Origin of the sequence: Nocardiopsis sp. CNR-923 (assembly GCF_001942255.1) — a bacterium.
Lineage (GTDB): Bacteria > Actinomycetota > Actinomycetes > Streptosporangiales > Streptosporangiaceae > Nocardiopsis.
In genome coordinates, this window is record NZ_MKKC01000087.1 from 80,937 (window position 1) to 97,725 (window position 16,789).

15 protein-coding genes and 4 pseudogenes are annotated in these 16,789 nt (G+C 69.2%); 9 read left to right on the top strand and 10 right to left on the bottom strand.

All coding sequences use genetic code 11. The features are described from left to right. Positions 1-4 precede the first annotated feature (4 nt). Together BJF83_RS31125 and ppdK are read right to left on the bottom strand one after the other, a co-directional pair. Positions 5-589: an ElyC/SanA/YdcF family protein gene (locus BJF83_RS31125; protein WP_187347151.1), complete on the bottom strand. Its 585-nt coding sequence runs from the start codon at positions 587-589 to the stop codon at positions 5-7. 971 nt (positions 590-1,560) lie between these two features. Beyond that, positions 1,561-4,254 carry a pyruvate, phosphate dikinase gene (gene ppdK, locus BJF83_RS14335; RefSeq protein ID WP_075926691.1) on the bottom strand — a complete coding sequence of 898 codons (2,694 nt, stop codon included), beginning with the start codon at positions 4,252-4,254 and terminating at the stop codon, positions 1,561-1,563. Positions 4,255-4,702: 448 nt separating this feature from the next. On the opposite strand from ppdK, the pseudogene BJF83_RS14340 reads away from it, so the two are divergent. Together BJF83_RS14340 and BJF83_RS14345 are read left to right on the top strand one after the other, a co-directional pair. Beyond that, positions 4,703-5,406, top strand: a pseudogene (locus BJF83_RS14340) (hemolysin III family protein). A gap of 144 nt (positions 5,407-5,550) precedes the next feature. Next, on the top strand, positions 5,551-6,126 hold the full coding sequence (locus BJF83_RS14345; RefSeq protein WP_075926692.1) for a snapalysin family zinc-dependent metalloprotease: 576 nt from the start codon (positions 5,551-5,553) through the stop codon (positions 6,124-6,126). 262 nt (positions 6,127-6,388) lie between these two features. Here BJF83_RS14345 and BJF83_RS14350 read toward each other — a convergent pair whose 3' ends face one another. After that, entirely contained in the window at positions 6,389-7,018 is a 630-nt protein-coding gene (locus BJF83_RS14350) for a GDSL-type esterase/lipase family protein (protein ID WP_158070373.1), read from the bottom strand. 114 nt (positions 7,019-7,132) lie between these two features. Between BJF83_RS14350 and BJF83_RS14355 the strand changes: the two genes are divergently transcribed. The 6 genes and pseudogenes from BJF83_RS14355 to BJF83_RS14385 all read left to right on the top strand — a co-directional run bounded on the left by BJF83_RS14355 (position 7,133) and on the right by BJF83_RS14385 (position 11,713). Then, the gene (locus BJF83_RS14355; RefSeq protein ID WP_143831894.1) at positions 7,133-7,846 is read left to right on the top strand and encodes a helix-turn-helix domain-containing protein; all 714 of its coding nucleotides are present in this window, start codon (positions 7,133-7,135) and stop codon (positions 7,844-7,846) included. A 463-nt stretch (positions 7,847-8,309) separates the two neighbouring features. Next, positions 8,310-8,789, top strand: coding sequence for a hypothetical protein (locus BJF83_RS27920; protein ID WP_187347159.1), 480 nt, complete (start codon positions 8,310-8,312; stop codon positions 8,787-8,789). Continuing rightward, complete coding sequence (locus BJF83_RS14370) at positions 8,786-9,307, top strand: DUF6879 family protein (RefSeq protein ID WP_075926694.1); 522 nt, start codon at positions 8,786-8,788, stop codon at positions 9,305-9,307. The genes BJF83_RS27920 and BJF83_RS14370 overlap by 4 nt, the downstream gene beginning before the upstream one ends. Positions 9,308-9,318: 11 nt before the next feature. Next, positions 9,319-10,163 (top strand): annotated as a pseudogene (locus BJF83_RS14375) (helix-turn-helix domain-containing protein). Between the two features lie 174 nt (positions 10,164-10,337). Then, positions 10,338-10,817 (top strand): hypothetical protein, encoded by a 480-nt coding sequence (locus tag BJF83_RS26795; RefSeq protein ID WP_075926695.1) that lies wholly within the window; start codon positions 10,338-10,340, stop codon positions 10,815-10,817. An 11-nt stretch (positions 10,818-10,828) separates the two neighbouring features. After that, positions 10,829-11,713 (top strand): phosphotransferase, encoded by an 885-nt coding sequence (locus BJF83_RS14385; RefSeq protein ID WP_075926696.1) that lies wholly within the window; start codon positions 10,829-10,831, stop codon positions 11,711-11,713. Positions 11,714-11,786: 73 nt separating this feature from the next. On the opposite strand, the gene BJF83_RS14390 is transcribed toward BJF83_RS14385, so the two are convergent. From BJF83_RS14390 to BJF83_RS29235, 7 genes and pseudogenes are all read right to left on the bottom strand, one after another. Further along, on the bottom strand, positions 11,787-12,044 hold the full coding sequence (locus BJF83_RS14390) for a DUF397 domain-containing protein (protein WP_075926697.1): 258 nt from the start codon (positions 12,042-12,044) through the stop codon (positions 11,787-11,789). Continuing rightward, positions 12,041-12,490 carry a DUF5753 domain-containing protein gene (locus BJF83_RS29220; protein ID WP_262391550.1) on the bottom strand — a complete coding sequence of 150 codons (450 nt, stop codon included), beginning with the start codon at positions 12,488-12,490 and terminating at the stop codon, positions 12,041-12,043. The genes BJF83_RS14390 and BJF83_RS29220 overlap by 4 nt, the downstream gene beginning before the upstream one ends. A gap of 100 nt (positions 12,491-12,590) precedes the next feature. Beyond that, a complete protein-coding gene (locus BJF83_RS29225; RefSeq protein WP_262391555.1) occupies positions 12,591-12,812 on the bottom strand; it encodes a helix-turn-helix transcriptional regulator in 222 nt (73 codons plus the stop codon). Positions 12,813-13,289: 477 nt separating this feature from the next. After that, on the bottom strand, positions 13,290-14,672 hold the full coding sequence (locus BJF83_RS14400) for a permease prefix domain 1-containing protein (RefSeq protein ID WP_075926698.1): 1,383 nt from the start codon (positions 14,670-14,672) through the stop codon (positions 13,290-13,292). After that, positions 14,672-15,045, bottom strand: a pseudogene (locus tag BJF83_RS30565) (PadR family transcriptional regulator). Before BJF83_RS30565 ends, BJF83_RS14400 begins: the two are co-directional and overlap by 1 nt. A gap of 346 nt (positions 15,046-15,391) precedes the next feature. Then, positions 15,392-15,951 (bottom strand): annotated as a pseudogene (locus tag BJF83_RS14410) (pyridoxamine 5'-phosphate oxidase family protein). Positions 15,952-16,068: 117 nt separating this feature from the next. Further along, positions 16,069-16,452, bottom strand: coding sequence for an amidase family protein (locus BJF83_RS29235; RefSeq protein WP_262391552.1), 384 nt, complete (start codon positions 16,450-16,452; stop codon positions 16,069-16,071). 11 nt (positions 16,453-16,463) lie between these two features. Between BJF83_RS29235 and BJF83_RS14420 the strand changes: the two genes are divergently transcribed. Continuing rightward, positions 16,464-16,709, top strand: a complete 246-nt coding sequence (locus BJF83_RS14420; protein ID WP_075926699.1) for a hypothetical protein — start codon at positions 16,464-16,466, stop codon at positions 16,707-16,709. Positions 16,710-16,789 lie beyond the last annotated feature (80 nt).

Sequence of the window (16,789 nt, forward strand, 5' to 3'; positions counted from 1 at the left end):
CTGGTCAGGCCGCGTCGACGCTGATGTCACTGCTGTCGTTGAAGATCCAGTAGTACCAGAGCGAGACGGTCTCCCTCGTGATGTACCAGAGTTGGGTACGGCGCTCGATGACGGCGGGTCCGGAGCGCGACGGGGAGGTGCCCGCGTCGATGCCGTTGTCCTCGGCCATGCGCTCGGACCGCAGGCTGTGCCAGGGGTCGGAGACCAGGGTGGCCGTCTCCCACTCGTTGGCCTCGAAGACCTCGGCGACGGCCTGGATGCTCTGGAGGGTGTCCCGGCCCTCCTCGACCGCGATGACCTGATCTGCGGGGACGCCGACCTGGACGAGCCAGTTCCGCCCCGACGCGGCCTCGGTGAAGTTGTCGGCGGGCTGTTTGCCGCCGACGGTGACGATCACGGGGGCGACCCCGCTCTCGTAGAGGCTCCGGGCGTGCTGGAGGCGGGCCTCGAAGATCGGTGAGGGGACCCCGTTGTACTGGCTGGCGCCCAGGACGACGATGGCGTCGGTGGGATCGCGGTCGTCCTGTCTGGCCGTGTACCAGACCCAGGCCCAGGTTCCGGGCGGCAGCGCGAGAAGCGCGATCAGCATGAGCGTGATCACCCAGCGCGCGCGGACGCGGCGGCGGCGCGGGCGGACCGCGGACGGTCGCGGACGGTCGCGACGCGGACCGCGGTCGTCCTTCGACCGGCCGTCGCGGTGGCCCGCGGGCGCACGCCCGTGGTCGGGGTCCGGGCCCACCGGGGGCCAGGGGTTCTGGGGTTCGGCCGGTGTGTGGGGATCGTACGGTTCGGTGGCCGGAGCGGGGCGCTGCGCGGCGGGTGTGCCGCGCGCGCGGGTCGTTCGCGCACGAAGCGTCGGGTCAAGCCGCTCCCGGAACCGCGGTCGGTCGTGTCGGGCGGATCCACCGGGTCGAGGGGGGCCTCGCCCGTGGCGGCGCCGGGCCGGACGAAGGCGCGGGTGGTCGCCGAGCCGGAGGTGTCGGCTCCCGGCTGGTCCCGGGTGAAGGCCCGGGTGGTGGCGGCGTCTGCGGCGGCGTTCTCCGTGGCCCCGGTCCCGCGGACGAACGCGCGGGTGTTCTCAGTCTCGCGGGCGAAGGCGTGAGTGGTCCCGGTCGGGGCGTCGCGGGTCCGCTCACGCGTGAACACGTGTGTGCTCTCGTCGTCGGATGGGGCAACGGAGACCGGATTCTCCCCCGCATCGTCACCGCGCCCGTCGCTCGCCGTTCGCACCGGCTCACCTCCGCACCATCACTGCCTGGGAGAACTACACCCCTTGGGATGGCCACCGACCGCCGCTGGTTCATACCTCCTCGACCCGGTGGGGGCGGATCGGGCGACCGAAACGGTAGTCGACGCACCCGGGGGCACCGTGTGCGCGAGAGGACTGCGGGGAACGGCGGACGCATCAATGATCAAGAATATATCACGATAGGGTCACAACTTATATCGTGACCGCCGAGGGGTCCGGCACGAGTCTAGAGCGTCCGCGGCGGCGCACGCGCGACATCGGGCGCGGCGGCGGGGCGGGCGGGTCCGACCGCCCACCCCAGCGCCTCCGCGTCAGCCCGTGGGACGCCCGGCGGCCCGCCCGGCCTCAAGACGGGCGACGGGCACGCGGAACGGCGAGCAGGACACGTAGTCCAACCCCGCGTCGTGGAAGAAGTGCACCGAAGCCGGGTCGCCGCCGTGCTCTCCGCACACGCCCAGCTTGATGCCCGGACGCGCGGCGCGTCCCTCCTCCACCGCGATGCGGATCAGGCGGCCGACGCCGTCCACGTCGAGCGACTCGAACGGCGACACCCCGAACACACCCTTCTCCAGGTAGGCGGAGAAGAAGGACGCCTCCACGTCGTCGCGCGAGAAGCCCCACACCGTCTGAGTGAGGTCGTTGGTGCCGAAGGAGAAGAACTCGGCGTTCTGCGCGATCTGACCCGCGGTGAGCGCCGCGCGCGGCAGCTCGATCATGGTGCCGACCGGGAAGTCCAGCTCCACGCCGTTCTCCTCGCCCACCTCGCGCAGCACGCGCAGGGCGTCGTCGCGGATGATCTCCAGCTCCTGCACCGTGCCGACCAGCGGGATCATGACCTCGGGGCGGGGGCGACCGCCCTCGCGGATCCGGTCCACGGCGGCCTGGGCGATGGCACGCACCTGCATCGTGAACAGACCCGGCACGACCAGCCCGAGCCGCACGCCGCGCAGGCCCAGCATCGGGTTCTGCTCGTGCAGCTTGTGCACGGCCTGGAGCAGCCGCAGGTCGTTCTCGTGGCTCTCGCCGCGCGCCTCGGCCACGGCCACCCGCACCGAAAGCTCCGTGATGTCGGGCAGGAACTCGTGCAGCGGTGGGTCGAGGAGTCGCACCGTGACCGGCAGGCCGTCCATCGCGCCGAGGATGCCGCCGAAGTCTTCGCGTTGGAGGGGCAGCAGGGTATCCAGGGCCTCCTGCTGCTCCTGGGCCGTGTCGGCGAGGATGAGCCGCTCCACCAGCTGGCGGCGGTCGCCGAGGAACATGTGCTCGGTACGGCACAGTCCGATGCCCTGCGCGCCCATGCGGCGGGCGCGCGCGGCGTCCTCGGGGGTGTCGGCGTTGGCGCGCACGTACATGCGGCGGGCGGCGTCGACGTAGTGCATGAGGCGGTCGACGGCGCGGACGAGGTCGTCGGCCTGGTCGGAGGCGGGGTCGATCTCGCCCTCGAAGTAGCGCACGACCGGCGAGTCCACGACCGGCACCTCGCCGAGGAACACCTCGCCGCTGGTGCCGTCGATGGAGATGACGTCGCCCTCCTCGACCACCTCGCCGCCGGGCGCGGTCAGCCGCCGGTTCTTGGTGTCGATGTCGAGTTCCTCGGCGCCGCACACGCACGTCTTGCCCATGCCCCTGGCGACGACGGCGGCGTGCGAGGTCTTGCCGCCCCGGCTGGTGAGGATGCCCTCGGCGGCGATCATGCCCTCAAGGTCGTCGGGGTTGGTCTCGCGGCGGCACAGGATGACCTTCTCGCCGCTGCGCGACCACTTGACGGCCGTGTAGGAGTCGAACACGGCCTTGCCCACGGCCGCGCCGGGCGAGGCGTTCATGCCGCGGCCGACGCGGTGGGCGCCGTTGGCGGCCGCGTCGTCGTCGAAGCGCGGGAACATCAGCTGGGCGAGCTGGTCGCCGGTGACGCGCTGCACGGCCTCGTCGAGGCTGATCACGCCCTGGTCGACGAGCTGGTCGGCGATGCGGAAGGCGGCCGCCGCGGTGCGCTTGCCGACACGGGTCTGGAGCATCCACAGCTTGCCGCGCTCGATGGTGAACTCGATGTCGCACAGGTCCCTGTAGTGGTTCTCCAGGGTGTCCATGATTCCCATGAGCTCCTGGTAGCTGCGGGCGTCGACCTCCTCCAGGTCGGTGAGGGGCACGGTGTTGCGGATGCCCGCGACCACGTCCTCGCCCTGGGCGTTCTGGAGGTAGTCGCCGTAGACGCCGGGCTGGCCGGTGGCGGGGTCGCGGGTGAAGGCGACGCCCGTGCCGGAGTCCATGCCGAGGTTGCCGAAGACCATGGAGCAGATGTTGACAGCCGTGCCCAGATCGGCGGGGATGCGCTCCTGACGGCGGTACAGGACGGCCCGCGGCGCGTTCCAGGAGTCGAAGACCGCCTTGACGGCCTGGACCATCTGCTCGCGCGGGTCCGCGGGGAACGGGCTGCCGGTCTGCTCCCGGACGATGGCCTTGAACCGGTCGACCAGGGCGCGGAAGTCGGCGGCGTCCAGGTGGAGGTCGTCGGTGACGCCCTTGGCGGCCTTGGCCTCGTCGATGGCGTCCTCGAACAGTTCGCCGTCGATGCCCTGGACGGTCTTGCCGAACATCTGGACGAGGCGGCGGTAGGAGTCCCAGGCGAAGCGTTCGTCGCCGCCCTGACGGGCCAGGCCGAGGACCGACTCGTCGTTGAGACCGATGTTGAGGACCGTCTCCATCATGCCGGGCATGGAGAATCTGGCGCCCGAACGCACGCTCACCAGGAGCGGGTCGTCGGGTTGGCCGAGCCCGCGGCCCATGGCCTTCTCCAGTTCCTCCAGGTTGGCCTCGATCTCCGCGTCCAGGCCGGAGGGCACCTCGCCGTTGTCCAGGTAGTGGCGGCACGCCTCGGTGGTGATCGTGAAGCCCGGGGGCACCGGCAGACCGAGGTTGGTCATCTCGGCGAGGTTGGCTCCCTTGCCGCCGAGGAGGTCCTTGAGGTCCTTGTTGCCCTCGGTGAACTTGTAGACGTACTTGGCCACGGGGGTGCTCCCTCGTCATGTCGGCGGCCGCGTCGCGAACCGGCCCCTGCTGCGTGGCCGCGACTCTTCCACACCCGCAACTTTCCTCTTTCATGAACCACAGTTTTTCTGTATTCTCGCAGCTCAAGAGCATTGAAAAGGTCTATACCAATGGTTCAGTCCGAGTCTACGGATCCCTCCGTCCAGAATACGGGCCAAGGGGGCCGGAGTCTCGCGACACCGCTGGTCACAGGGGGAACACACGCACACAGGCGGCCCGGGAACGGCGCAAGCGCCACTGGAACGGACACCCGACCAATCCCCCGGCGGCGGCGCGCGCTGTGCGGCGCGACACATATTAACCAGCAAGTAACCTACGAGGCCGTAGGTTAGGCTTCGGTCCTGGGCCGCCATCAGGGCGGAGCACGAGGGAAGGTGCACGGCGGTGTCGGACGAGCAGGCGCGGAACGTGGTGGCCGATCACGGGCACGACGGCGCGCCCGGACGGGCCGCGGCTGCGGCCGGGGAGCTGCTGGAGGCGGTCAAGCCCCGGCTGCGCGGATGGCTCCACCTGGGCACGGCGCCCCTCGCCCTGGCCGCCGGGATCGTGCTGGTCTGCCTCGCGCCGACGTGGCCCGCCCGCGCCGCCAGCGCGGTGTACGCGCTCAGTTCGGTGATGCTGTTCAGCACTTCGGCCGTGTACCACGTCGGCCGCTGGTCGCCGCGGGCGCAGAAGGTCCTGCGGCGCATGGACACTCCAACATCTACCTGATCATCGCGGGCACCTACACACCGTTCGTGGTGCTGGTCCTGGACGGCGGGCTGCGCACCGCGATGCTGGTGCTGATCTGGGGCGGGGCCGTCTCGGGGGTCGGGTTCAAGCTGCTGTGGCTCGGCGCGCCCCGCTGGCTGTCCACGGCGCTGTACCTGGCCATCGGATGGGTCGCGGTGCTGTTCTTCCCGCAGCTGATCGGCGGGACGCACCCGGCGACATGGATTCTCATCCTGGTGGGCGGTGTGCTCTACAGCGTCGGTGCGGTGGTCTACGGCCTCAAGTGGCCCGACCCGGCGCCGCGCTGGTTCGGTTTCCACGAGATCTTCCACTCGCTGACCATCGCGGCGTTCGTCTGCCAGTACATCGCGGTGTCGTTCGTCGCCTACGCCTCGAACTAGGGCGGGTGCCGCGGGCACCCCGTCAACAGACGATCAGAAGAGTCATTCTGCACATCTTGTGGTGATACGTCACTACCCCTAGCATCAGGTCGACCCCACCGGGTCACCGAAGGATCAGCACCCCCACCCCGCAGGGAGCCCCCCATGCTGAGACGTGTCCTCTCACCCCTCCTGATCGCGCTGAGCGCCCTCGCGCTGACGCTGGCAACCGCCGCACCGGCCACCGCGGCACCCGCCGATCCGCCCCAGCAGCTACGCCAGACCGTTCTCTACTACGACGCCAGCCAGGCCGCGGAGTACACCTCCGCCGTCTCCTCGGCCGCGCTCGTGTGGAACCACAGCGTCACCAGTGTTCGCCTGGAGCCGGTCCCCGCCGGACTGCGCGCCGAGATCCGCGTCGTCGCCGACGACGGCTGGCCCCGCGCCCAACTGGGTCCGGTGCGCCCGGGCGGGCAGGTCACCGTCTGGATGGGACGCCAGGGCACCGACGCGGGGCATGACGCCGTACGCATCGCCGCACACGAACTCGGGCACAGCCTGGGCCTGCCCGACATCAAGCCCGGCCCGTGCTCGTCGCTGATGTCGGGCTCGACCGGCGGCGTGAGCTGCACCAACCCCTACCCCAACGCCTTCGAGCGCGCGTGGGTCGAGGCCAACTACGGCAGCGGCCTGACCGGCCAGCCCGTCAGCGACGGACGACTCCTGGTCGACAGCCTCTGACACAGGAGCACTGACTCCGGACCCGACGGCCCTTCGGCCGCGGCCCGTTCCCAGGCCCCTCGGGGATCCCGCCCTTGAGGTGCCTGGGAACGGCTGTGCGGGCTGAACCCGTGGCCGTCGCGTTCACCAACACCCGCTCCTGCGGTGGCCGCGACCGGATCGGGGACCTACCGGGGCGGCGCCGCCTCCCGCCGCACGAAACCGTCGACGAGATCGGCGATCATCGCCGCGCCGCGGCTGTTCTGGTGAACGAAGTCCGTGGTCAGCGCCAGGCCCCGGCGGGCCGAGATCGCATCGTAGGACCGGCGTAGCAGACGGTGCCCCAGCACGGAGGTGTACCGCTCACGGAGCCCGTCCGGGAGCGCGCCGGCGGCGCGCCACTCTCGCGCAGGTACCGGCTCTGCCGCTCGAACAGCGGGAGGTAGTCCACGCCGCGCACCCCGGCGACCTCCCGCGCCGCCTCGGCGAACCGCTCGCCCGCGCGCCCGGCGGGCCCGTCGGGGTCCTGGCCCAGCACCGGTGGGGACAACACCGCGATCCGCGCGTCGGTCTCCGCGACCAGCCTGGCGACGATCGCGCCGAGGCGGTCGCGGTACCCGTCCAGGGTCGGCGGTTCCGCCAGCCCCTTGCGCCGCATCAGCAGCCGCCCGTTCGCCTGGCTGAGGGAGCCCCACAGGTCGTTGGTGCCGATGAGCACGGTGACCGCGTCCGGTCTCAGCCAGACGATCTGGGCCAGGCGCCGCGCCAGGTTCTCGGACGTGTCCCCGTTGACGCCCTCCGCCACGACGTCGATGCCGCGACCGCTCCACCTCTCCCGCAGCATCCCCACGTACCCCACGCCGTACTCGCCCCGTGTGTTGCTGTCTCCCGCGCACACCATCCGCGTCGTCATGTCCGATCCAACTTCCCATCCCATGGCAAGGCCCCGTACGGCCCCGTCCGTACCGCGCCTAGAATCGCGGCCATGCCGTCGTCGGCGCTTTCACGAACGTGCTCCCGCGCCCCGGTGCTGTGGGTCCGGCCCGGACACGCCGGGTATCTGGGCCCCGAGCTCGACGTCGGCGTGCACTCCGCCCCGGTGGCCTGCCTGGGGCTGGGCCTGGACGAGCCGTTCCGTCTGGAGACCGCCGAGAGCGGCGAGCACACGGCGCGCAGCGTGTTCGCGGCGGCCCGCACGCGGCACCGGATCGTCACCGACGGGTGGATCCTGCTGCTGTACGCCGAGCCCGGCGGCGCCGCGTCGAAGGCGCTGCTCGACGGCATGACCCGGACCGAGGGGCCCTACGGCTTCCACTCCCGGCACGAGGCCGCCCTACTGGACGCCGCCCGCACCGGCGTGGACGCACTCGATCACCTGGTGTCGAGCCTGGCTCCCCCGCCACGTCCGCCCGACCCCCGGGTCATGCGGGTCGTGCGCGCGATCCGGTCGGATCCCTCGGCGTTCCCGCGCGCCCGGGACGCCGCGGACGCCGTCGGCATGTCGGTCGCCCATTTCCTGCGGGCCTTCGTCTCCGCCACCGGGACCACCTTCCGCCGCTACCGCCAGTGGGCCAGGCTGCGCGTGGTCGGCGCGGGGTTGGACGCCGGGCATGACCTCACCCGCTGTGCCGCCGACGCCGGATTCTCCTCGCCGTCGCATCTGAGCGAGACCTTCCGCCGCACGTTCGGCCTGTCCCTGACCGGCCTGCTCGCCTCGGGCGTGGAGGTCGACGTCCGGTAGGGGCGCGCCAGTCGCCTACGCCTCGGGCTGAGACTCAGTTGCGAAGACGGGACCAAGCGCGCGAGCTGTTCGATCTCGTAGCGCCCCTCGACCGTGGCCTCGACGTCGAAGGCGTGTGCCTGGGTCGGCGGGTAGCCGATCAGCTCGACGGCTCGGCTGGGCAACGGCCCCGCCGCCGCCTCATCGGACTCCCACAGCAGGACGGCACCCCAGCGGTCGGTCACGGCGTCGGAGATCCAGGACTTGAACCGTAGCCCAGGGACTTCGGCGAAGGCGTCGACGGACTCGTCACGCAGGTACACGCGCAGGGACTCGATGGTCTGGTCCGACCGGGACAGGTCCCACCAGACGATGTGGACTCGCATCGACGTCCTCCCTCATCGATTCGCGGATATCGGATAGAAATCCACTGGAGAATTAATCACCCTTATCACCGAAAACCGGGCATGCGCCACATGAACCCTTGACGGAACTCCAGGCAATCCTCAGCATGGGCAGCGACGTTTCCGGCAACCCAGAGAGGACCCAGAGCATGAGGTTGCGTCACCTGGGGACGGAATCCAACGAGACGGGGTGTCCCGCCCTGTACGCGACGGACAGGAGCACTTTCGTCGTCCAAGGGTGGAAGGTGGCCGATCCCCAGGTGCTCTCGGAGCGCGCGGACACCCGTGATGGCGAGTTCTACGTCGAGATACCCGAGGGCCTGCTGCGGTGCGACGACGCAGACCCCGGGGAGCACGCGTGGCCGTACACAGGCGGTCGGCCCGCGATGTACACCACGAACCGGAACACCTACCTGGTACGTGGATGGGAGGTGACCGACGCCCAGGCGCTCGCGGACCTGATCGACGTACGGGACAATGAAACCTGCGTCGAAGTGCCGAAATCCGTTCTCCGCCTCCCCGAGGGCGCTGACACCGACATGACACTGGGGAACACGTGACGGACCTGTTGCCCCCCACCGCCCTCGCCGACCTCTTCGCCTCCTTCTCCCACACGGCGTTCCGCATCGAGGCCCGCGACTTCTACGATGTGGACTCCGAACACGAACCCTTCCGCCGCTTCCTGGCCGGTGAGCCCGCCGACGACTCCTGGATCGCCGGTTTCTGCGCCAAAGTCGCGCAGTGGACAGCCGAGGGCAAGCGACTGCGGCGCGTCCGTGTCGTCACGGTCCCCCACTCCGGCTACGTCCGGTGGAGCATGACCGTGGCGCGTAGGAACATCGAGGCGGGCGAGGACATCCGCTACCTTCCACGCACCGACACCGAAAAACTCGGAATCCCCGACGAGGACTACTGGCTCTTCGACTCCAGGCAAGCCGCCGTCCTACGCTTCGACGACACCGACCGACTCCTCGGAATCGAGCTCATCGAGGACCCCGGCGAGATCCTCGAACGCTGCCAGCGGCGCGACCTGGCCTGGAAGCACGCGATGGCGTGGAAGTCCTACACCCGTTCATAAGATCACATCCCATGTCGACCTTCCAGCGGGCGCGTGAGGCGCTCGGGCTCCGACTCCGCGAGCTGCGCCGTGACGCGCACCTGACCGGTCGGCGACTCGCGGAGCTCAACGGTTGGCACCCCTCCAAGGTCTCCAAGGTCGAGAACGGCAAACAGAACCCGACGGAAACCGATCTCCGGAGTTGGGCGGCGGCCTGCGAACGTCCAGACCTTGCGGACGAGTTCATCGCCTCCCTGCGCACCCTGGAGACTCACTACGTCACCTACCGCCGGATGTTTCGCAGCGGGTTGACGGCCAAACAGCGAGCGTGGGCCGACCTGGAGGAAGGGACACGGTTCGTCCGCAACTTCGAGGCGGCCGTCATCCCCGGGCTGCTCCAAACCCCTGGCTACGCCCGTTCCCGGCTCATGGAGGGCATCACCTACGACGGGTCGCCCGACGACCTGGACGACGCCGTCGCCGCTCGGATGCAGCGCCAGCAAGTGCTGTACCGCAGTGGCAGGAGGTTTCACTTCGTGATCACCGAGGCGGTCCTCCGGTACGGCCTGTGCTCTCCAGAGGTGATGGCGGGCCAACTCGATCGCCTCGTGGCCCTCTCCACCGCGCCAGGCCTGCGGTTCGGCGTCATCCCCTTCACCGAGCCGCTGGCCAAGGCGCCTCTCCACGGGTTCTGGATCTTCGACGACGCGCGGTCATGGTCGAGAACCTCACCGCCGAACTCAACCTCACCCAACCGACCGAGGTGCAGCGCTACCTGCGGATCTTCGGTCGTCTGGCCGAGAACGCCCGCTACGGCAGCGAGGCGCGCACCGTCATCACACGGGTCCTGACCGACCTCACCGCGACAACGGGCTGACCCGGCGACGACGTACCCCACCGTTCGTGCCGATCGTTGCTCCAGGAAGCATCCGCGAACACGTCATTCGCAATGTGGAGCAACTTTCTTCCCGCGACGCGGCACCGAACCTAGGTTCTAAGGAGGATCGGCAGTTGCCGGGTTCCGAACCGTCAAGAGAAAGGGGCCACGAAAGTGGTTGCTCTCCTCACCAAGGCCACGCACGGCGCGGATCTCATCGACCCCCACCTGTTCGACCGCCTCGTGAGCGACGTCCAGCGGGATCACGCCCGTGACCGCGCGACCTCTGCCCGGATCGTGGACCAGTCTCTCGTCTACCTGGTCGCCTGCTCACACACCCCGTCCCCCATCAGCCCCACGCCCCTCGTCGATCTGGGATGGCACGCCTTCATCCTGCGCACCTCCGAGTACCGGGAATTCTGCCGAGACGTGCTCGGCGGCTTCATCGACCACCACCCCAACGACGCACGCCCCAACGACGCGGAGCGTGAGGCCACCGCAGAGCGCACCCTGCGGGCCGTCCTCGACACCGGTCTGCACGTGGAGCACGACCTGTGGACCGAAGACGCCGGGTGCTCCAGTTGTACCGACACCAAGACTGGTGGTGACGGCGACGGCTGCCACCAGGGATGCCACGACAGCAAGGTGAAGTAGCCGAGCCCACGATGCGACGATTCACCTGGGCGCACCTGCCCGACCCCGCCAAGACCGCGTTCGAGGCGGAGTTCGGGCGGGTGCGCCACACCACGACCACCCCGCCCGGCCTGACGATCGGCATCGCGTCACGTGTGGAGACCGAACGCCACACGGTGTTCGTCAAGGCGGTCCCGATCCGATCCCCTGCCCTCCCCGGATATCGGCGGGAGCGCGCCGTGGCGGAGGCGCTCCCGGCCGGAGTTCCCGCACCCCGGATCCTCTGGGTCTGCGAAGGCGGGTGGCTGACGCTGGTCTTCGAGTACGTCGAGGGGCGGCACGTGGATCTGGCCTCGGACGCGCTGGCGGTCATGCGGACCCTGACGGACATGCGCGACCGGTTGGATCCCTCCCCGGTGCCGGGCATGCGTTCCATCGACGAGAAGCTGAGCGCGTTCCTCGCGGCGGCCCGCGCCGCGCTCGACGGTCCCGCTGAGGAGATCGCCGACGTCGACGCCTACGCCGACGTGGTCGAGCGCGCCGACCTGGCGGCCTTCACCGGGACGGCCCTGCTGCACGCCGACCTTACCTCGGGCAACCTGATCCACGACGGCGACCGAGTGTGGGTGCTCGATTGGGCGCTGTCCTCGCTCGGTGCGCCCTGGGTGGACGTGGCGCTCATGGTGCCGCGCCTGACCGAGGCCGGGTTCTCTCCGCCGGAAGCCGAGAGATGGGCCTCGGAGCACCCCGACTGGCGGACGGCTCCGGCGCACGCGCTCGATCTGTTGGCGGTTCTCCGGCCCCTTTTCCTGGTGGAGAAGATCCGCACGGGGCCGTCCTGGCTGGCTGACGGCCGCCGGGAAGCGTTGCGGTCCCATGAGGCATGGGCGCGTCACCGGTTGCGGCTGTGCACGTAAGAGGCACACCGCAATGAAGCCGTGAGCGGATCGCCCACGGCTTCGTCGTCTTCGGTGGAGGGATGAGGAGAGGTCAGCCCTGCGCGGTCGCGCGCAGGAAGGTGGCCCACGCGTCCCGGGGAAAGGACAGGAAGCCGAGGTCACGCTGGGTGGAGTCGCGGACCGCGAACCGGCCGGGTTCGTTCCGGAAGGGACCCGCTTCGACGCACTCGCCGCCACCGTTGACGCTGTAGCTGCTGATGTGCCAGCCGACCTCGACGCAGTTGCCGCCGCTGTTCCTGCTGTAACTACTGGTCCGCCAACCGACCACGGCCGACGTGTCCCGGTTCATCGCAACTCCTGTTCAACCCTGCGTAGGAAGTCGATGGACTCATCCAGTCCAAGGCTGCCCTCGTACAACCGATCGTATCGGTCTGCCAGGTCGTCCGCTCCGACTGATTCGGCGAAGAGCGCCCCCGCGGGGCTCTCGATGTGCGCAACGAGCGGAAACGGGTTCGGCATGACGATCAGGGTGAAGGCTCCTGCGCTCCCGCAGTGCGCGCCAGACCAGAAGGGCAGGACACGAATGTCAACGTTCTCTCGCGTCGCGACAGAAGCGACGTGCGCAACTTGTTCAGCCATGACCAAGTTTCCCCCGATAGGACGCCGGAGGACGGCTTCGTCAAGTACAGCCGAGAACCTAACCCCGTCTTGGTTCAGGATCTTCTGTCGCGTCATCCTCAAATTGACCCAGCGCTTGATCTGCTGCTTGGGTGCCCCTGGGTCATCGGCGCGCATGAGAGCCTCGGCGTACTCGGAGGTCTGAAGCAGCCTGAGACTGCGCCAACGTTGAATTCCTTGAGCTCATGCGCCCGCTCCTCCAGCCAGAGCGCATCAATCATCCAGCCGCTGACATCTTTGGAGTGTTTCTCCCACCAGCCTGTCTTGGATACCTCATCCACCATGTGCAGCGTGGCCTGACGCTGAGACTCCTCCTCCACCCCGTAGAGTCCATCAGTGCGATGACGTCGTCCTTGCGTGGTGGGTGAATCCCCGCTTCGAACCTGCTCACAGACGACTGATCGCGCCGCAGATACTCGCCGACCTCCTGCAAGGTCATGCCGTTGCGCTGGCGCAACTCCTTGAAGGTCTTCCCTATCCACTGGGCCCGCAGGGTGACCTGTCTCTTCGCTGGCACGGGTTACCTCGCAGATACTCACGCATTATTGGTTCAACTTCTTGCGCATCCTATGTAGGGCGTGCCACTATTGACAACAGGTCAAGCCTAGATCGCTGAGCGTGATCGCTGGGCCTGTCAGGAAACTAGACAGCCGCCCGGAGTGGGGTCATGAGCTTGGACCCTCTACGTCCCACCTCGGGCGGCCTGAGGAGAGGAACGCCGATGAGCGGCATCCCCGAACTCCCACCCCCCATTCTCCCGCAGGCGTGGGCCGAGGTCGACACCTCTGTGGACGACGAGCCCCCGGAGGTGCTCGCCCCGAAGAGGGCTGACCGCCCCAGGACACGACATCGCGCCCCCGCGCGGCCAAGGTCCCCAGAAGAGACCCGACGCACGGGGGCGCGGTCATCGCCCGTGTCAGACGAAGCCGAACACCGGCGGGAACACCAGCACGACCAGCCCCGCCCATGCTGCGTAGACCGGCAGGTAGGTCGTCTGCCACCGTTCGACCGCGGCGAACGGACGGTGGCCCCGAACGAAGCCCAGCATCAGCCACGCCGACCACACCAGGTGCACCAGCAGCACGAGGTTGAGCCCCAGCGCGGCGGTCTTGTTGGCGGTGAACCCGAACTCCGCGATCCTGGTCAGCATCGCAGTCAGCGCGACGGCGTCCACCGCGAGCGCCGCTGCGACCAGCGCGAGTTGCAGCCAGTCGAACACGTTCGGCGGGGCCAACGGGTCGCGGGCGGAGATCGAGTACAGCAGCAGGAACAGGACCAGCACCAGGACGGCGTCCATGAGGATGAGCAGGCCGCGGTCCACCGTGGTCAGCGGACCGTTCACCAGGAGCGCCACCAGGTCCGCGACCAGCATCAGAAGCGCGAGCGGTGTGAACACCCGGGTCAGCACGGGCGCGATGTTCTCCACCACGCTCTTCTTGGCCTCCACCAGCCACGCGGCCACCAGGAGCGCGCCGGGCACGCCGAACGGCAGCAGCCAGCCCTCGAAGAACGGCTCCAGGTCGACGTCCACCAGGGCCAGCACGCCGAAGGTGAGACCGACGAGGACCATCGACCCCAGCGCGAGCAGCGCCAGGTACATCGTCAGCTCGCCCACGAACCGCACGAAGTCCATCCGCCGGTCGTGGGACCGCCAGTTCCCGCCCGCGTGCAGGACGCCCACGAGCAACCCCAGGATGACCGGAGCGTGCGTGATCGCGAGGACGTCGGTCATCCCGGGGGCCGGGAACGGTCCGGGGGTGGCCTCGAAGGGGTAGAGGTTCACCGCCAGGGCCGGTACGGCCGCGACGGCGGCCACCGCCGCGCACACCCACCACGTGACGCCCCGCTTCCAGGCGAACCATCCCGCCAGGAACGGGAGCACCGTGAAGGCGAGGTTGCGGACCTGCGCGAACTCGTCGTCCACGGTCGTGAAGAGGAGTTTGACCGCCAACCCCGCGCCGACCGCGAAGGCGAGCAGCACGCCGAGTTCGCGCCACCGTGACGGGCCGCCCGCACCGTCGTCGGCCTCGGGGACGAGGACCAGCTGTTTCCAGAGCCGGTGGGAGTGCTCGCGCGCGAACTCCCGCGACACCTCGTCCAGGTCGCCCATGCGCTTGACCGCGACGAGGAAGGCCTCCTCGTGGTCGAGGCCGTTGGCCCCCAGGTCGGCGATCTGCTCGCGCAGGTGGTCCTCCATCTCCTCGACGTCCGACGGGGCGATGGCCCGACGGCGGCGCACGAAGCCGCGCCACTGGTCGATCTGGGCCTCCAGGACGTCACCGCGTGCGGCCTCGCTCATCAGGCGATCCCCCCTGTCGTGGCGACCCCCGGGACGGGGGGATGCGACGCGGCCTGCCACACCTGCCTGAGCGCGTCGGCGACGACACTCCACTGTTTCTGCCGCTCGGTCAGCGCCTCCCGCCCGGCCTGGGTGATCGCGTAGTGCTTGCGGCGACGGCCGGCGTCGGACGTGCCCCAGGTCGCCTGGACGTAGCCGTTGCGTTCCAGGCGGTGCAGGAGGGGGTAGAGCATCCCGTCCGTCCACTGCATCTGCCCGCCGGAGAGTTCGTTGACGCGTTTGACGATGGCGTAGCGTAGGACTCGCCCTCGGCCAGGATGCCGAGGACGAGCGGTGTGGCCGACGCCGCGACCAGGTCCTTGTCGATGTGCACGTGTACGTCCTATGCCTCGTTCCGCCAGGGGTTGCTACCCTAGCAGACCTAGGCATAGGAGAACGAGGTATGGAGTCGGGTCTGCGCCCTGGCCCGGCCGCGTGACCGCGCGGAACCCGACGACCCGCATCAGGAACGCTTCGGCGGCGCTCTCGGATCCCGCAGTCACGATTCGCTTACGCGGTAGGACAATGCACACCAAAGGACCGCGTACCGCGCACCCGCTACCGCTAGGTTGAGAGCAGGATCCCTCGGTCGTGTGCGGCCGGGGGAACCGAAGAGACGGCCGGAAACCAATCCCCCCGGGTCCGGCCGTCTCGCCGTGTCCGGAGCCCGGTTCCGGCGCTCACGAGGACGGCGGATATCCCGGCAGACCGTCGATGCTGGCGGCGTTGCGGTGATGCCACATGTCGTCGAAGTAGGCCGGGTCATGGCGTTCGTGGTACCGGTCCAGCAGATCGCGGTCACCGCGCACGTCCATCAGGGGCACGGAGAATCCGCAGGAGTCGGAGACGCGCTGGACGTCGACCACGATGATCGAGCGTTGTCCGTGGGTGCGCTCCTTGGGGAAGTGGGCGCGCAGGCCTCGAACTCCGGATCGGACGGCAGGACCGCGCGGCCGCGGCCGTGGAGGCGGACGATGTTCGGCGGGCCGTCGAAGGCACAGAACATCAGGACGATCCGACCGTTCTCCCGCAGGTGGGCGATGGTCTCGACGCCGGATCCGGTGTAGTCGAGGTAGGCCACCCGGTGCTCGCCGAGCACGGCGAACGTCCCGTCCATCCCTTTGGGAGAGACGTTGACGTGGCCGTCCCCGGCGAGCGGTGCGGTGCCGACGAAGAACACCGGCTGGGCGAGGAGGAACCGCGCGAGCCGGTCGCCGATGGAGTCGTGGATCTTTCCCATGACGGTGAGTCTTCCACCCAGGTCGCACCCGCCCCCTCCCCGGGGACCTCCTAGCCGCAATGTCGTTCAGTTAGGGGTTGACGGGCCGCCCCAACCCCTAACTGAACGACATTGCGGCTAGACCGCGTAGGGGTTGCGGGCGAGCAGGTCGCCATCGCGCTCGGACAGGGCGCGTTCGACGGCCGCCGCCACCCGGTAGGTGCGGTCGTCCGCCAGGGCCGGAGCCATGATCTGGAAGCCGGCGGGCAGGCCGTCCTCGGGCGCGAGGCCGCACGGCACCGACAGCGACGTGTTCCCGGCCAGGTTGGACGGGATCGTGCACAGGTCGGCCAGGTACATCGCCATCGGGGCGACGATCTGATCGAGTTCATGGAGGGTCTGGCCGCATACGAGTGCCGGGACCCCGAGCACGACTGCGCTCCGAGGAGCGGCTGTGCCGAGTTTCGGATGCTCGTCAACGACGTTCGCCGTGCGATGGGCGCCTTCGAGAACACCCGCCACTTGTACATGGAATGGGCACAGAGAAACGGAAGCAGGATAGAATCGCCGCCGCCATCTTCGCCTACTTCGTGTCTGGCGGCATTCTTCTCTACGTCGCCAAGGAAATCCGCAAGGGCGTCGAAGACCCCTACCCCGGTGTGGAGGACCCCGAGAAGAAGCTGGAACGGGCGAAGAAGTCCGTCGCGCCGCTGAGCAAGGAGATCGACGCTGTGGACCGTGCCCGTGAGGAACTGTCGCGCCTCTCCCGGAGCACGTGAGTCCCGCCCGGAGGCCCCTCCCCCACGACACACGGCCGCCCATCCCCACACGGGACGGGCGGCGTCGTTCGTTCGGCCCG

Excerpts from the sequence above, each read along its gene's own strand:
- BJF83_RS14350 (WP_158070373.1), bottom strand. The coding sequence starts at position 7,018 with ATGACGACGCGGATGGTGTGCGCGGGAGACAGCAACACACGGGGCGAG.
- BJF83_RS14400 (WP_075926698.1), bottom strand. The coding sequence starts at position 14,672 with ATGAGCGAGGCCGCACGCGGTGACGTCCTGGAGGCCCAGATCGACCAG.
- BJF83_RS29225 (WP_262391555.1), bottom strand. The coding sequence starts at position 12,812 with ATGACCTTGCAGGAGGTCGGCGAGTATCTGCGGCGCGATCAGTCGTCT.
- BJF83_RS31125 (WP_187347151.1), bottom strand. The coding sequence starts at position 589 with ATGCTGATCGCGCTTCTCGCGCTGCCGCCCGGAACCTGGGCCTGGGTC.
- BJF83_RS14390 (WP_075926697.1), bottom strand. The coding sequence starts at position 12,044 with ATGAACCGGGACACGTCGGCCGTGGTCGGTTGGCGGACCAGTAGTTAC.
- BJF83_RS14385 (WP_075926696.1), top strand. The coding sequence starts at position 10,829 with ATGCGACGATTCACCTGGGCGCACCTGCCCGACCCCGCCAAGACCGCG.
- BJF83_RS14420 (WP_075926699.1), top strand. The coding sequence starts at position 16,464 with ATGGGCACAGAGAAACGGAAGCAGGATAGAATCGCCGCCGCCATCTTC.
- BJF83_RS29220 (WP_262391550.1), bottom strand. The coding sequence starts at position 12,490 with ATGCGCGCCGATGACCCAGGGGCACCCAAGCAGCAGATCAAGCGCTGG.
- BJF83_RS14345 (WP_075926692.1), top strand. The coding sequence starts at position 5,551 with ATGCTGAGACGTGTCCTCTCACCCCTCCTGATCGCGCTGAGCGCCCTC.